The sequence below is a fragment of the Agrococcus sp. GCM10030265 genome (genome assembly GCF_042666675.1).
In the GTDB taxonomy this organism is placed as follows: Bacteria; Actinomycetota; Actinomycetes; order Actinomycetales; family Microbacteriaceae; genus Agrococcus.
The window spans coordinates 550623-565428 of the sequence record NZ_JBHTCZ010000001.1 but is presented as its reverse complement, the minus strand read 5'-3'; the positions used below and the strand labels follow the sequence as shown (position 1 = coordinate 565428).

At 71.1% G+C, this 14806-nt stretch carries 14 protein-coding genes; 9 read left to right on the top strand and 5 right to left on the bottom strand.

The genetic code is table 11. The features are described 5' to 3' along the window. The first annotated feature begins 221 nt into the window (after positions 1-221). From rpmH to ACFQPP_RS02680, 8 genes are all read left to right on the top strand, one after another. Entirely contained in the window at positions 222-359 is a 138-nt protein-coding gene (gene rpmH / locus ACFQPP_RS02715; protein ID WP_021010601.1) for a 50S ribosomal protein L34, read from the top strand. A 6-nt stretch (positions 360-365) separates the two neighbouring features. Further along, positions 366-692 (top strand): ribonuclease P protein component, encoded by a 327-nt coding sequence (gene rnpA, locus ACFQPP_RS02710; RefSeq protein WP_376914970.1) that lies wholly within the window; start codon positions 366-368, stop codon positions 690-692. After that, the gene (yidD, locus tag ACFQPP_RS02705; RefSeq protein ID WP_376914968.1) at positions 689-973 is read left to right on the top strand and encodes a membrane protein insertion efficiency factor YidD; all 285 of its coding nucleotides are present in this window, start codon (positions 689-691) and stop codon (positions 971-973) included. The genes rnpA and yidD overlap by 4 nt, the downstream gene beginning before the upstream one ends. Positions 974-995: 22 nt before the next feature. Next, the gene (gene yidC, locus ACFQPP_RS02700; RefSeq protein WP_376914967.1) at positions 996-1970 is read left to right on the top strand and encodes a membrane protein insertase YidC; all 975 of its coding nucleotides are present in this window, start codon (positions 996-998) and stop codon (positions 1968-1970) included. After that, positions 1967-2452 carry a protein jag gene (locus tag ACFQPP_RS02695; RefSeq protein WP_376914966.1) on the top strand — a complete coding sequence of 162 codons (486 nt, stop codon included), beginning with the start codon at positions 1967-1969 and terminating at the stop codon, positions 2450-2452. The genes yidC and ACFQPP_RS02695 overlap by 4 nt, the downstream gene beginning before the upstream one ends. Then, on the top strand, positions 2449-3078 hold the full coding sequence (rsmG, locus tag ACFQPP_RS02690) for a 16S rRNA (guanine(527)-N(7))-methyltransferase RsmG (protein WP_376914964.1): 630 nt from the start codon (positions 2449-2451) through the stop codon (positions 3076-3078). Before ACFQPP_RS02695 ends, rsmG begins: the two co-directional genes overlap by 4 nt. 2710 nt (positions 3079-5788) lie before the next feature. Further along, positions 5789-6631, top strand: coding sequence for a ParA family protein (locus tag ACFQPP_RS02685; protein WP_376915292.1), 843 nt, complete (start codon positions 5789-5791; stop codon positions 6629-6631). Next, entirely contained in the window at positions 6628-7614 is a 987-nt protein-coding gene (locus tag ACFQPP_RS02680; RefSeq protein WP_376914963.1) for a ParB/RepB/Spo0J family partition protein, read from the top strand. The genes ACFQPP_RS02685 and ACFQPP_RS02680 overlap by 4 nt, the downstream gene beginning before the upstream one ends. Before the next feature lie 76 nt (positions 7615-7690). On the opposite strand, the gene trxA is transcribed toward ACFQPP_RS02680, so the two are convergent. From trxA to ACFQPP_RS02655, 5 genes are all read right to left on the bottom strand, one after another. Then, positions 7691-8002 carry a thioredoxin gene (gene trxA, locus ACFQPP_RS02675; RefSeq protein ID WP_376914962.1) on the bottom strand — a complete coding sequence of 104 codons (312 nt, stop codon included), beginning with the start codon at positions 8000-8002 and terminating at the stop codon, positions 7691-7693. Between the two features lie 15 nt (positions 8003-8017). Continuing rightward, complete coding sequence (gene trxB, locus ACFQPP_RS02670) at positions 8018-8953, bottom strand: thioredoxin-disulfide reductase (RefSeq protein WP_376914961.1); 936 nt, start codon at positions 8951-8953, stop codon at positions 8018-8020. Positions 8954-9004: 51 nt separating this feature from the next. Beyond that, complete coding sequence (locus tag ACFQPP_RS02665; protein ID WP_376914959.1) at positions 9005-9388, bottom strand: hypothetical protein; 384 nt, start codon at positions 9386-9388, stop codon at positions 9005-9007. A gap of 17 nt (positions 9389-9405) precedes the next feature. Beyond that, positions 9406-11064, bottom strand: coding sequence for a murein biosynthesis integral membrane protein MurJ (gene murJ / locus ACFQPP_RS02660; RefSeq protein ID WP_376914958.1), 1659 nt, complete (start codon positions 11062-11064; stop codon positions 9406-9408). Positions 11065-11156: 92 nt separating this feature from the next. Further along, positions 11157-13184 carry a DUF6049 family protein gene (locus ACFQPP_RS02655; protein WP_376914957.1) on the bottom strand — a complete coding sequence of 676 codons (2028 nt, stop codon included), beginning with the start codon at positions 13182-13184 and terminating at the stop codon, positions 11157-11159. A gap of 74 nt (positions 13185-13258) precedes the next feature. On the opposite strand from ACFQPP_RS02655, the gene ACFQPP_RS02650 reads away from it, so the two are divergent. Further along, positions 13259-14722: a CCA tRNA nucleotidyltransferase gene (locus ACFQPP_RS02650; protein WP_376914956.1), complete on the top strand. Its 1464-nt coding sequence runs from the start codon at positions 13259-13261 to the stop codon at positions 14720-14722. Positions 14723-14806: the final 84 nt, after the last annotated feature.

Below are 14806 nucleotides of genomic sequence, written 5' to 3'. Positions count from 1 at the left end.
CGGGAGGCGGCCGTGCAGGCCCCATCCGCCCGGAGGATTCACTGAGTCTGCACGCATAGCGCACTCCTTGCAAGTCGCTCCAGAATGGGGGCGGCGTGGCGTGCGACACGGTTCGAGGCTCGGTTGACCCTCGCTCCGGTTCTCGCGTATGATCGCCAGGTTGCCGTTCGCGGCAGCGACGACTTCCGGCCGCATCGGCCGATACCCATGGAGACAGTCTCATGAGCAAGCGCACGTTCCAGCCGAACAACCGCCGCCGCGCCAAGAAGCACGGCTTCCGCCTCCGCATGCGCACGCGTGCCGGCCGCGCCATCCTGGCTGCGCGCCGTCGCAAGGGGCGCACCGAGCTCTCCGCCTGAGCCGCGGTGCTGCCGAAGCCGAACCGCGTCGTGCACGCGGCGGACTTCCGGCGCATCGTCCGCGCGGGCAGGAGACACTCGTCCCCCGTCGCGGTGCTCCACGTCACCGAAGCCGAAGCGGCCACCAGCCGCTTCGGCTTCGTCGTGTCCAAGAAGGTAGGCAACGCCGTCGTGCGCAATCGCATCCGACGCCGCATGTCCGAGCACGTCCGGCAGCATGTGCTGCCGCTCGATCCCCCGGTCGACGTGGTCGTCCGGGCGCTCCCTGCCGCCGGCATAGCCGACTACGGTACGCTGACCGCTGCATTCGAACCATTGCTGAGGTCACGATGAGCGCGCTCGTGCTGATGCCGCGCAACGTGTGCATCGCGATGCTCGTCGCGTACCGCGCGGTGGTGTCGCCGTTGTACGGCGACGTCTGCCGCTACTACCCGAGCTGCTCGTCGTACACGCTGCAGGCCATCCAGCAGCACGGTGCGGTGCGGGGCATCTGGATGGGGGCGCGGCGCATCGTGCGGTGCCACCCGTGGGCTGCGGGCGGCGTGGACGACATCCCCATCCCGCGCCGATCGATGGCGACGACGAGATTCGGCTTCGTGACGGGAGCCGCATGACGAACGAGAAGAGGAATCGCTGATGCCCGACATCATCGGCCTGCTCATGTGGCCCATCAAGTGGGTCCTCGAGGCCATCCTGGCCGGAGGCCACTGGGTCTTCGAGCAGCTGGGCATGGACGGCTCGTCCGGACTCGTCTGGGTGCTGTCGATCGCGACCCTGACGCTCATCGTGCGCACCGCGATGATCCCGCTGACCGTGCGGCAGATCCTCTCGTCTCGCAAGGCGCTCGAGGTCGCCCCCGAGATCAAGCGCATCCAGGACAAGTACCGCGGCAAGAAGGATCAGTTCTCTCGCGAGGCCATGCAGCGCGAGACCATGGAGGCGTACCGCAAGGCGGGCACCAACCCGTTCGCCTCCTGCCTGCCGCTGCTCGTGCAGATGCCGATCTTCTTCGGCCTCGTCACGGTGCTCACCGAGGCGAACCGCGGCAATGCCGGCGTCGGCTTCATGAGCGAGGCGCTCGCCGACCAGTTCCGGCAGGCGTCGCTGTTCGACCTCGTCGACCTGAACATGACGATGCAGCACGGCTTCGAGCAGGGCGACGTGCCCGTCATCATCACCGCCGTGCTGATGACGCTCATCATGGTGGCGACGCAGTTCTACACGCAGCTGCAGATCATGTCGAAGAACCAGACTCCTCAGATGAAGGAGTCGCCGATGTACAAGCAGCAGCGCATCATCCTGTACGTCATCCCGGTGTTCCTCCTCATCTCCGCCTGGGCCTTCCCGCTCGCGACGATGTTCTACTGGCTCGTCTCGAACATCTACACGCTCGTGCAGCAGCTCATCATCATCGCCAAGCTGCCGAACCCGGGCTCGGATGCGGCGCTCGCCCGTGAGGCCCGCCTTGCTCGCAAGCGTCAGCGCATGGGCATCGAGCCCGAGCAGGCGACGAGCGAGGGTGCCGTCGAGCAGCCCGTGATCGTGAACACCCAGCGGCAGCAGCCCAAGCGCAAGGGCCCCAAGTCGCAGCGCGATGGAGGACCGAAGTGACCGACGAGCAGACCCAGGCGCCCGAGCAGACCGAGGTCGACGAGGGCGAGATCGCCGCCGACTACCTCGAGGCGCTGCTCGACATCGCCGACGTCGATGGCGACATCGAGATCGAGGAGACCGGCACCCGCACGACGCTCAAGGTCGGCGAGCCCGGCGACGCCTCGCTGGCCGTGCTGAGCGCTCCCGAGGTCGTCGCGGCGCTACAGGATCTGACTCGGCTCGCCGTGCAGTCGCAGACCGGTGAGTTCTCGCGCGTCGTCCTCGACGTCGCAGGCAGCCAGGACGCCCGCACCGTCGAGCTGCGCGAGCTGGTCGATCGCGCGATCGCGCGCATCGAGGGTGGCGAGGACCGCGCCGCGCTCCCCGCGATGTCGTCGTACGAGCGCAAGCTGGTGCACGACCTCGTCGCCGAGGCCGGCTACCACTCGGAGTCCGAGGGCGAGGGGCGCGACCGCCACGCGGTCGTCGTTCCCAAGTGACCACGTACGAGGCCGAGCCGTCTGCTGCGGCGGCGATGTTCGGCGACCGCATCGAGGTCGCGCGCTCGTACACGGCCTCGCTCGCCGAGCACGGTGAGACCCTCGGCCTGATCGGACCTCGTGAGCTCGACCAGCTGTGGAGCCGACACATCCTCAACTCTGCTGTCATGGCTCCTCTGCTGCAGCGCAACGCGCTCGTGGCCGACGTGGGCTCGGGTGCCGGGTTGCCCGGGCTCGTCCTCGCGATCGCACGCCCCGACGTGTCGATGGCGCTCATCGAGCCCATGGAGCGCCGCTGCGACTGGCTGCGATCCGAGACCGAGCGCATGGGCCTCACCAACGTCGAGGTCGTGCGAGCGCGCGCCGAGGAGGTGCACGGCACTCGGGCGTTCCACCAGGTGACTGCGCGCGCCGTCTCAGCCCTTCGCACCCTGATCCCATGGACCGCTCCCCTCGTCGCCGACGGCGGCGAGCTCGTGCTGCTGAAGGGCGCCCGGGTGCATGACGAGCTCGCGGCCGCCGAGAAGGCGATGCGCAAGCACCGAGTGGGCGCGCCCGAGGTGCTCGAGCTCGACGCGGGCGACGGCGACGTCACCCGCGTGCTGCGCGCCGTCGTTCGCGGCTGACGTCGGCGTCGCCGACGCGTCCCCGCGTCGGGTCGGTGCTTCCCATGGGCGAGCCGTGCGTGGCGCGGTCAACCCTCATGTCGCACGATGTCTTCGTCCTGTCGGCGAGAACGTTCTGCGTGAGCGCCTGGACGCGGGCTGGTGCTGGGCGACCGAGTCATCCGAGCATGTCCGATCGAGCGATGGATCCGACGCGGCTGGGTGGGTGCAGCATCGATGCTCCCCGGCCGTGGCGCCGGGGTGCCGGCGATGCGGCCGGCGCGGTGGCGGTCGTCTTCTGGTGCGCGCTGCGTGCTGACGGGCGTCGGGCCGGGCCCGTTCTGGCGCGGTGGCGGTCGTCTTCTGGTGCGCGCTGCGTGCTGACGGGCGTCGGGCCGGGCCCGTTCTGGCGCGATCTGGCAATGGTCGACCCGTTGGAGCACGTGGCTACGTGCGTCAGGAGCCATCGAGAGCATGATGCGCCAGTGTCCGCTCGCCGGCGACACGGGCGTGCGGGATCTGGTGACGCCGCATGCGAACGGATTCACCCGTGATCGAAGCGTGAGATCGCGGCATAGCAGGCTCTGGATCCGTGATGCCGAGCGGGCGGGGTTGCTGCGCACGCATGATCGCTCGCGGACGGAACGTCGTCGTTCCTTGCCGTCCGCGCCTCTCTGTCGGTGATCGAAGGGTCGGGCGACGGGTGGCGGGCCGGCCATCGCGCCGTCCTCGCGATCTCGGTCGCGCGTGTGTTCCACGTGAAACACCAGCACCGCGATGCCGTTCCCATGGACGGCCGCAGGCAGAGTGCATGTCTGCCTCACGACGGGTCCAGCTCAGCGCCGTCGATTTGCCCGAGCGGGATGACCAGGCCTGCACCCGCTGCTCCGGGCCGGCGCTGCCGCGCGGAGCGGCCGAGCTCGTGCAGCCGGTCGCATCTCGGCCGCCTCAGACGCCAACGTCAGGGTCATCGTCACGAGCTCAAGGGGTCGAGTGCTCCGGAGCCGTCGACGACTGTGTTCGGATGGTGTGCACGCCCGCGCGCCGCACCTGGGCCGCCTACGACCAGTATGTTCCACGTGAAACATCGGGCCGAGGCGGGGTTCCAGGGTCACGGGTGAACGGGTCCGACCATCGCGGCGTCCTATGCGCGGCTCAGAACATGCGAGCGCCCCGGCTCCAGCCACCTCCACATAGTCCTTCGACGTTTCACGTGAAACCCAACCCGGATCTTCGGGCTCGAAAGGGACCGCTGTACTCAGCTCCATTGTCGATCGGAGAACACGGGGCAACCGCGTTCCGTGTTCACGACGGGCGAGCGTGCAGAGTTCGGTGGCGTCAGCCCTCGCAACCGGTCGGGACGCGCGTCCAAGACCGATGCCTCGTAGGGAACTGGCAGGGTTGAGGCCCGAGTTGGGTCGATCCGATCGCGGCCGCGAAGCGCGCCCGGCGCCGTGCGCCATCGCGCCGAGGAGAAGCGGGCGCCGGCGGTAGAGCCAGCGAGTGACCCCGTCGTCGTGAGACTGGCATGTTTCACGTGAAACAGCGGACGATGCTGGGGTCGTCAGGCGAGCGAGTGGTGCGCACATGTCTGCGAAGCATGTGCATGGCATCCGTGCGGCAAGTGATGTTGTGCGACGGCGCACGGTTGGGAGCGTAGGCGTTGCAGCAGTCTGCGAGGCTCGAGCTCGGCGTTGGCATGCTCCTGCGTGAGGGGGTCCCGCGGCCAACGCGGCACCATCGCCGCCACTCCGTGTCGCTGCGCATCACGCGCGTCGTCATGGAATGCCGGACGGCTAGCCGTCGAGTGGTGCGCCGCCGCGTAGCGGAGGTCTTCGACAGGACGGTGCTGGGGATGGAGCCATGACTCGTCTACAGGCGCAGGCGCACCGGGGCTCGGGCGCGCCGCGACGAACGCGCTCCTGGTGCCGGTGCGCCGGTGCGGTGGTCAGCAGGCATCGCAGCTGAACCGACCGTGGCGGATGTTTCACGTGGAACATCGAGGCGGGCGCCACGGCCGTACGTCGTGGCATTACGGCGGAGCCGCCGCAGTCGCAGCGTCAGACGAAGGCGCTGCCCCAGTCCAAGGCCCCGTCTCGGTGGCCGTCACGCCGTTCCAATCGCAGTCACGCAGTCTCGGTCGCAGTCACCCAGTCGCGCAGTGGCCGGCAGGCAGTTGCGGTGACGCAGTCGCAGTCGTACTCGTACACGCTGGCCCAAACGAAGGCCCAGCCCGGGTCGCAGTCACGTCCACAGCTCTCGGCGCACCCGCAGCCGATGATCCGGCCGCCCACCGAAGGTGTCGCCCGCTGCGGAGAGAGGCGACGTCCTCGTGAAGCCCCTCCCGAGCGGGACCGCCGTGCATCGGTGCCGAGCCACCCGTCCTGTGGAGAACTGTGGAGAACGCGACGCGCTCGGGCGCGTCGCGGCGACGCAGTCTCGGCGCGTCGGAGCGCGACTGCCCAGTGTTTCCGCGGGATTTCGGGGGTCATGGGCGTGAGCGCGCGCGCCCAGCGCGACTGAGCCAATCCCGTGGTGTTCTCCACAGCTCTCCACAGACGTGCGTGTGGAGGGGCGCGCCGAAGGAGTTGGCGAACACAGCCCGCATGCCGGAAGATGGCTTCGGAGCAACGGACGCGCGCGTGATGTTTCACGTGAAACACGACCGGGAGAGGACGGGGTTCCAGTGCAGACGACGGGTCGATTCGACACCACGCCCATCGCACGCGAGATGGCGGATCTGGCCAAGCGACGCACGGCACTCGCCAATGCAGAGCATCCGCTGCCGACGACGACCCGCATCATCGCGGTCGTCAATCAGAAGGGCGGCGTCGGCAAGACGACGTCGGCGGTGAACCTGGCGTCGTCGCTCGTACGCGCGGGCGCGCGCGCGTTGGTCGTCGACCTCGACCCGCAGGGCAACGCATCCACCGCCCTCGGCATCCCGCATCACGCGGACGTCACGAGCACGTACGACGTGCTCGTCGACGAGACGCCGTTGGCCGACGCGGTGCAGCCGAGCGCAGACGCGGAGCGTCTGGCCGGCGTGCCCTCGACCATCCACCTCGCGGGTGCCGATCTCGAGCTCGCGCCCCTCGAGCGGCGGGAGTTCCGGTTGCGGGCCGCCCTCGAGCAGTACCTGGCCTCGCAGGACGAGCCGGTGCACTACGTCTTCATCGACTGCCCGCCGTCGCTGGGCCTGCTCACGATCAATGCCTTCGCCGCGGCGACCGAGGTGCTGCTGCCCATCCAGTGCGAGTACTACGCGCTCGAGGGCGTGACGCAGCTGCTCGACACCATCGAGCGCATCAAGGCGCACCTCAACCCGGCACTGTCGCTGTCGACGGTGCTGCTCACCATGTACGACGGCCGCACGCTGCTGTCGCGGCAGGTCGTCGACGAGGTCCGCGAGCACTTCGGCGACGTCGCGCTGCGCACGATCATCCCGAGGACGGTGCGGATCTCGGAGGCTCCGGGCTTCGGGCAGACGGTGCTCGCCTACGACCCGAACTCGCCTGGTGCGCTCGCGTACCGTGAGGCCGCCGCCGAGATCGCACAGCGAGGAGCACGATGAGCAAGCGCACGGGACTCGGCCGCGGCATCGGCGCGCTCATCCCGACCGCTCCGGTCGACACCGAGGCGCCGACACAGCCCGCGCAGCCGCGCGAGCGGCCCGTCGACGTCTTCTTCCCGGCTGCGAAGACCACGGACGGTCAGGAGCTGGCCGCCGTCCCCGGCGCGCGCCTGGCAGAGCTGCCGCTCGACGCCATCGTGCCCAACCACGTGCAGCCGCGCGACGTCTTCGACGAGGACGACCTCACCGAGCTCGAGCACTCGATCCGCGAGTTCGGGGTGCTGCAGCCGATCGTGGTGCGGCCCATGCCGGGCGACGCCGAGCGGTTCGAGCTCATCATGGGCGAGCGTCGGTGGCGTGCATCGCGACGGGCGGGCAAGGCCACGGTCCCTGCCCTCATCCGCGAGACCTCCGACGAGGCGATGCTGCGCGACGCGCTGCTCGAGAACCTCCATCGTGCGGACCTCAACCCGCTCGAGGAGGCATCGGCCTACCAGCAGCTCATGGCCGACTTCTCGATCACGCAGGAGGAGCTGTCGCGGCGCATCGGCCGCAGCCGCCCGCAGATCTCGAACACGATCCGTCTGCTCCGGCTGCCGGAGACCATCCAGACCCGTGTGGCATCCGGTGTCCTGAGCGCGGGGCACGCTCGTGCGATCCTCTCGGTCGACGGTGAGGACGCGATGCAGCGCCTCGCCGACCGCATTGTGAATGAGGAACTCTCAGTACGCGCTGCCGAGCACGCGGCGAGCGTCGTGCAGGTGAAGGTGCCCCGTCGCACGCCGCAGCGCGGCGGCGTGCAGCGCGGCCTCGACGAGGTCGCCGAGCGGCTCACCGACCGACTCGACACGCGAGTGCGCGTGAGCCTCGGCCGCACGAAGGGCCAGATCGTCGTCGACTTCGCGACGGTCGCCGACCTGAACCGCATCCTCTCCGAGCTCGGCGAGCCGCCGTTCGGCGACGCCGTGAGCCTCTCCGAGTAGCCGCACGCACGACGAAGGGCCCCGGGGAGACCCGGGGCCCTTCGCGTGCTCCCGCGGTGGGGGAGCGATCAGTCGATCAGAGGAATGCTGCGAGGTCGGCCTCGAGGGCCGCCTTCGGCTTCGCGCCGATGAGCTCCTTCTTGACCTCGCCACCCACGAAGACCTTCATCGCGGGGATCGACGTGATGCCGTAGCGCATCGCCAGGTCGGGGTTCTCGTCGACGTTGACCTTCACGACGTCGAGCTTGTCGGTCTCGCCGTCGATCTGCTCGAGGATGGGGCCCACGGCACGGCACGGGCCGCACCACTCCGCCCAGAAGTCGACGAGGACGGCCTTGTCGGCGTCGAGGACGTCGGCCTGGAACGAGTCGGTGGTGACGTTCTTCATGCGATCTCCTTCGTGTCAGACGGTGACTGCCTCGGGCAGCTCCGCCAGGTAGTGCTGGGCATCGAGCGCCGCGACGGTGCCCGAGCCGGCGGCCGTGATGGCCTGTCGGTAGGTGGGGTCGATGACGTCGCCCGCAGCGAAGACGCCGGGGACGTTCGTGCGCGACGAGCGGCCGTCGACCGCGATCGTGCCCTCGGTCGTGAGCTCGAGCTTGCCGTGCACCAGATGCGTGCGCGGGTCGGAGCCGATGGCGACGAAGACGCCGTCGACGGGCAGCTCGCGCTCCTCGCCCGTCACGGAGTCGCGCAGCGCGACGCCCGTGACCGACGTGTCGCCGAGGATGTCGGTGACGACGGCGTTCGTGACGAACGAGATCTTCGGGTCGGCCTCGGCGCGGTCGAGCATGGCAGCGCTCGCTCGGAAGGTCTCGGAGCGGTGCACGATCGTGACGGTCGCGGCGAACTTCGTGAGGAAGGTCGCCTCCTCCATCGCCGAGTCGCCGCCGCCGACGACGACGAGGTGCTTCTCCTTGAAGAAGAACCCGTCGCATGTGGCGCACCACGAGACGCCGTGGCCCGAGAGGCGGTCCTCGCCGGGCAGGCCCAGACGACGGTAGGCGGAGCCGGTCGCGAAGATGACGGTGCGAGCCTCGAGCACCTCGCCGCCCACGTGCACCTTCTTCACGGGGCCGTCGAGCTCGAGCTCGGTGACGTCGTCGAGGCGCACGTCGGCGCCGAAGCGCTCGGCCTGCTGCTGCATGTTGAACATGAGGTCGGGCCCCATGATGCCCTCGGGGAAGCCGGGGAAGTTGTCGACCTCGGTCGTCGTCATGAGGTCGCCGCCGGCCTCGACGCTCGACGCGAGCACCACGGGGGCCAGGTTCGCGCGAGCGGCGTAGATCGCCGCGGTGTATCCGGCCGGGCCGGATCCGATGATGATGACGTCGTGCACGGATGCCTTTCGCTGGGCGCCACGGTGGCGCTCACTGCTGATCAACCGATGCTAGCCGCGGGCCATTCCCTCGACGGGCAGGGTCTGGAGCACGTCGCCGGTGGAGGCGTCGAGCACCGAGATGCCATCGGTCGCGAGGTGTTCGGAGCCGACGACGCGAGCGTTCGGCACCCGCGATCGCGTGCGCCTGTCCCAGGAGTCGACGACGGTGCCCGTCGCGCCGTCGACGAAGACGACGGCGGGATGCGCGTAGGCCATGGGCGAGGACTCGTCGGACGACCACCAGCCCCGGAACGGCAGCGGACGCTCGGGAGCGCCGAGCGACGGCTGCGCAGGCCCGCGGCGCACGAGCGCGCCCTGGGCGACGATGGCGCCGACGCCTGCCGCGGCGCCCACGATCACGGGCACGATGAGCCTGGCGAGCGGATGCGGCATGGTGCCTCCCGAGTCGATCAGTCCTGACGCGTGGTGGCGGCGTCGCCGCCAACGCTACGGCGGCGGCCTGTGAAGCGCGCCAGCACCATGTCGAGCGTCGACCGGAAGTCCGGGTTGCGCGTGAGGAACAGCAGCCCGAAGTAGACGACGCCCATCGCCGCGCCCGCGAGGGATGCGGTCGCCAGGGCGGGCACGGTGGCGGTCGTCGCCCATCCGCCCTCCTGGAAGCCTCCGAGGCCCCAGACGACGAGCACGCCGGGGATCGCGGCGACGAGCGCATAGGCGAGGTACTGCAGGTGGCGCACGGCGACGAGGCGGAAGCCGAACGCGCCGATCTTGCGGCGTACGAGCCAGATCCACGCGGTGCACGAGACGAGGTTCGCGATCGTGACCGCGAGCGACGCGCCCGCGACGATCCACATCCCCGGCAGGAGCGTGCAGGCCCACAGGAGCGCGAACGTCACGAGCATGCCGAACAGCGCGTAGAGGAAGGGGGTGCGTGTGTCCTCGAGGGCGAAGTAGACGCGCTGCAGCACGTACTCGGCGCTGAAGGCGACGAGACCGATGAGCATGGCCCACAGCACGAAGGCCGACTGCAGCATGTCCTCGAACCCGCGGTCGAAGTAGCGGAAGAACGGCACGGCGATGACGGCGAGCACGGCAGCGCTGATGGTCGTGAGCATGCCGACGCCGCGCAGCGCCGCGCTCACGTCGGTGCGGATCCCCGGGAGGTCGCCGCGGGACGCATGGTGAGACATCCGGGTGAAGAAGGCGATCGCGATCGACACGGCGATGACCGAGTGGGGGAGCGAGAACACGTACCAGGCGTTCTGCATCGTGAAGAGGTTCGCGCCGTCGGGGTCAGCGAGCGTCACGACGCGCGCCTGCACGAGGCCCTTGATCTGGCCGATGATGACGACGCCGAACAGCCAGCCGGCGCGCTGCCCCGTGGCACGCAGGCCGACGCCGCGCCATCCGAAGTCGAGCCGGAAGGTCATGCCGGTGCGGCGGAACAGCAGCACGAGCACGAGTGCCTGCACGGCGACGCCCGCCGTCGTGGCGATGCCGAGCATCGCCACGCGGTCGGGGGTCCAGAGCGCGGGATCCTCGGTGCGGTCGCCGACGAGGAGGAGGACGACCAGCAGGCCCGCGATCGAGACGACGTTGTTCGCGACCGGCGCCCACGTGTACGGCCCGAACTGCCCGCGAGCGTTGAAGATCTCGCCGAGCAGCGTGTACAGCGCGTAGAAGAGGATCTGCGGCAGGCACCAGTACGCGAGCGCGATCGCCAGCGCCATCTGCTCGCCGCTGAAGCCGCCGCCCTCGCCGTCGCTGCTCGACGCGTAGAGGTTGACGAGGATCGGGGCCGCGATGGTCGCGACGACGGCGAGCAGCAGGAAGATCGTGCCGCCGAGCGTCAGCAGCTTGCGCACGAACGCCTGCCCGCCGTCGTCGCCGAGGCTGGCCTTGACGATCGCGGGCACGAGCACGGCGGACATGACGCCGCCGGCGACGAGGATGTAGACGTTGTTCGGCAGCTGGTTGGCGAGGCCGAACGCCGCAGCCGCCTCCGAGCCGGTGTTGCCGATGACGACGGCGAGCAGGCCGGCCTTCGCGAAGCCCAGCAGTCGCGACACCGCGGTGCCCGCGGCCAGGATCGCGCTCGAGCGCTGCACGCTCGGACCCTTCGCGGGCGCAGCCGCCCCGGGTGACGCTGCCCCGGGTGCAGCCGCGCCGGGCGACGCGGTGCCATCGGTCATGCCCTCGGTCATCCACGTGCTCCTGGGTCGTCGGTGGCGGGGAGCTCCCCGCGTCGTGCGGCTGCTGCGGCGTCGCGTGCGTCGGCGACGGCGAGCTGCTCGGTGCGGGGGTCGATGTCGCCGCGTGCGGTGCCCGCGCGGCGGCCGCGCACCGAGCGCAGGATGCCGAAGCCGAGCAGCAGCGCCGCCGCGAGGCCGACGACGACGAGCAGGATCGTCTCGAACGCCGGCTGCGCGACGATGCGCAGCGACGCGGAGTCGAGCACGACGTCCGCGGGCGTCCGCACCTCCAGCCGCACGACGCCGTCGCCTGCGGCGATGACGTCGACGGGGAGGGCGACGCGCACGCGTCCGCCGGCGGGGACGACGACGTCGATGGGGTCGTCGGGCAGCGAGACGGCGTTCGTGCCGGCGCGGGCGACGAGCTGCACGGAGACGTCGACGTCGAGCGCGTTCTGCAGCGTCACGGGCAGCTCCGAGGGGCTGCCGAGCAGCGCGGCGTCTCCGCCCTCGACGATCGTGACGGGGGCGCGCAGCGGTGCGACCAGCGCGTCGAAGCGCTCGACGGCTCCCGCATCCTCGTCGCGCGACGTCGCGGCGATCGCGGCGAGCACCTGCAGCCGCACGGGCGCGACGAGCGACACGGGATCCTCGAGCGTCGTCGCGACCGACTCGGCGATCGCGGATGCCGCGACGAGCGCGGCGACGCGCGACGCGGCGTCGGACTCGGCGTCGCTCGCCGATGCGGACACGAGCTCGGCGTCGCGCGGAGGCTCGGCGAGCGCGTCGGCGACGGTGGCGGTCTCGAGCCATCCGGCCGACGCGACGGCCGTCTGCAACGCGAGCGCCGACGACGGGTCGGCGTCGAACGGCAGCGCGGCGACGAGGGTGCGCTGCAGCGACGGCGCCTCGCGCGTCACGGTGGCGAGCAGCGCGAGCACGCGCGCGATGCCGTCCTCCGCGGTCGTGCCCTGCGCGCGCACCGCCGTGCGCACCAGCTGCTGCAGCTCGGCGTCGGCCGCGAGCACGGATGCGCCTGCGACGGTGGCGTGGGCGCCGGGCGTCACGCGATCGAGCTGCTCGTCGAGGGCGTCGGTCTCGACGACCACGGTGGAGCCGGCGGCGAGCGAGCCGAGCAGCGTGGTGTCGAGGGTGGCGTCCGTGGCGTCGACGACGGTGCCGAGGGTCGTGGGCACCTCGGCGAGCGCGGCGGGCAGCACGGCGCCGTCGGGCCCCGGGATGCCCGCGAGGGCCGGGATGGGGGCCGCCGAGCGGGCGAGCACGACGGGATCGGCGCCGCCGTACGGCAGCGCGAACGTCTGCGGCAGGGCGCTCGCGGCGTCGAGCCAGGCCTGCGCGCCATCCGGGGCGTCGTCGCCGAGCGCGGCGATGCTCGCAGGCAGGATGGGGTCGATGCCGAGGGCGACGCCGGTCTCGGCGACGGCGAGCTGCTCGGCGAGCACGCTGCCGGGCGCGACGGCAGCCTCGAGCTCGTCGGCGGTCAGCAGGCCCGTCGCCGTCTCTGGAGCCGTCGACTGCATCGTGAGCGCGAGGCCCGTGGGCCCGCCCTCCGGCAGGTCGCGCGTCACGAGCGAGCGCAGCGTCTCCTCGACGCCGTCGACGTCGGCGGCGAGCAGCATCGCGCCGCTCGTCGATGCCGACCACGGCAGCTGGGCGACGGGCACCGTGATCTCGACGCTCGACGACCCGGCGGGGATCGCCGCCGACGCGACGGTGGAGAGCGGGGGAGACGACGTGCCGTCGAGCCACTGCGTCAGCGCGGAGCGCGTCGCGAGGGCTCGCGCGCCGACGCGCACCTCGACGGCGGTGTCGACGGCGACGTCGGCACCGAGCTCGACCTCCACGACGAGGTCCTGGTCGCTCGCGAGCACGGGGTCGGATGCCGCGACGACGGGGTCGGCGTCGTCGGCTGCGGCGATGGCCGGTGCGGGCACGAGGGCGACGGCGCCGAGCGCGCCGAGCGAGGCGATCGTCATCGCCAGTGCGCGCCGCACGCGCCCACCCGCCGCGAGCATGCTCGACAGTCTACGAGCGCGCGCCCGAGCGCTCGCGCGGCACGCATGCGCGCGCCCTGGCAGGATGGCTGACCGTGACGAGCATGGCCGAGGCGACTGCGCGCCTGCAGCAGGTGGCGGCATCCGGACCGACGGCGGCGCTCGCCGACGCATTCGTCGCCGCGGGCTTCGAGCTGTCGCTCGTCGGCGGCCCCGTGCGCGACGCGCTGCTGGGCCGCGCGACGTCCGACCTCGACTACACGACGGACGCGCTCGCCGACGACATCCTGCGCATCGTGCGCCGCATCTCCGACGCGCAGTGGGACGTGGGGCGCGAGTTCGGCACCATCGCCTGCCGCATCGACGGTCAGACGGTCGAGGTGACGACGTATCGCGCCGACGTGTACGACGGTGCGACGCGCAAGCCGGCGGTGACCTTCGGCGACCGCCTCGAGGACGACCTCGTGCGTCGCGACTTCACGGTCAACGCCATGGCGCTGCAGCTCGTCGCTCGCACCGGGCCGGGGGCGGTGGAGCGCATCGCCCCGCGCCTCGTCGACGTCGGCGGCGGGCTCGAGCACCTGCTCGCCGGGGTGCTCGACACGCCGCAGGCGCCGGAGACGTCGTTCCGCGACGACCCGCTGCGCATGCTGCGCGCCGCCCGCTTCGAGGCGCAGCTGGGCTTCCGCGTCGCGGAGCGCGTGCAGCACGCCATGCAGGAGGCGTCGGCGACGATCACGCACATCAGCGCCGAGCGCGTCCGCGACGAGCTCGTGAAGCTGCTGTGCACCTCCGACCCCACCGGCGGCCTGCGCCTGCTCACCGACGCCGGCATCCTCGACCACGTGCTGCCCGAGGTGCCCGCGCTGCGGCTCGAGGTCGACGAGCACGCGCACCACAAGGACGTCTACGAGCACTCGCTCACGGTGCTGCGCCAGGGCATCGCGCTGGAGGCGTCGCGGCATCCGGGCGCCGCTCCCGACGTGGTGTCGCGCCTTGCGGGGCTGCTGCACGACATCGGCAAGCCGGCCACGCGGCACGTCGAGGGCGGCGCGGTCACGTTCTACAACCACGACGTCGTCGGCTCGCGGCTCGCCGCGAAGCGACTGAAGGCGCTGCGCTTCGACAACGACACCGCGAAGGCGGTCGCACGTCTCGTCGAGCTGCACCTGCGCTTCTACGGGTACATGGATGCGTCGTGGTCGGATGCGGCGGTGCGTCGCTACGTGCGCGACGCGGGCCCGCTGCTCGAGCGCCTGCACATCCTCACCCGCTCCGACGTCACGACGCGCAACCGCCGCAAGGCCGAGCGCCTCGACTTCGCCTACGACGACCTCGAGCGCCGCATCGCCGAGCTCGCCGAGCAGGAGGAGCTCGACGCCCTGCGCCCGGACCTCGACGGCGAGCAGATCATGGCGATCCTCGGGATCGGCCCGTCGCGTGCCGTGGGCGAGGCCTACCGGATGCTGCTCGATGCCCGCATCGAGCACGGCCCCCTCGACCCGGAGCGCGCCGAGGCGATGCTGCGCGAGTGGTGGGCGGCGCGCTCGACCGACTGAGGCGGCGCGGGCGTCGGCCAGCCCGACGACCACCGACGGGCCTCGGCGATGACGGGTGGCGCGACGCGCCCGGGATCCGGTAGC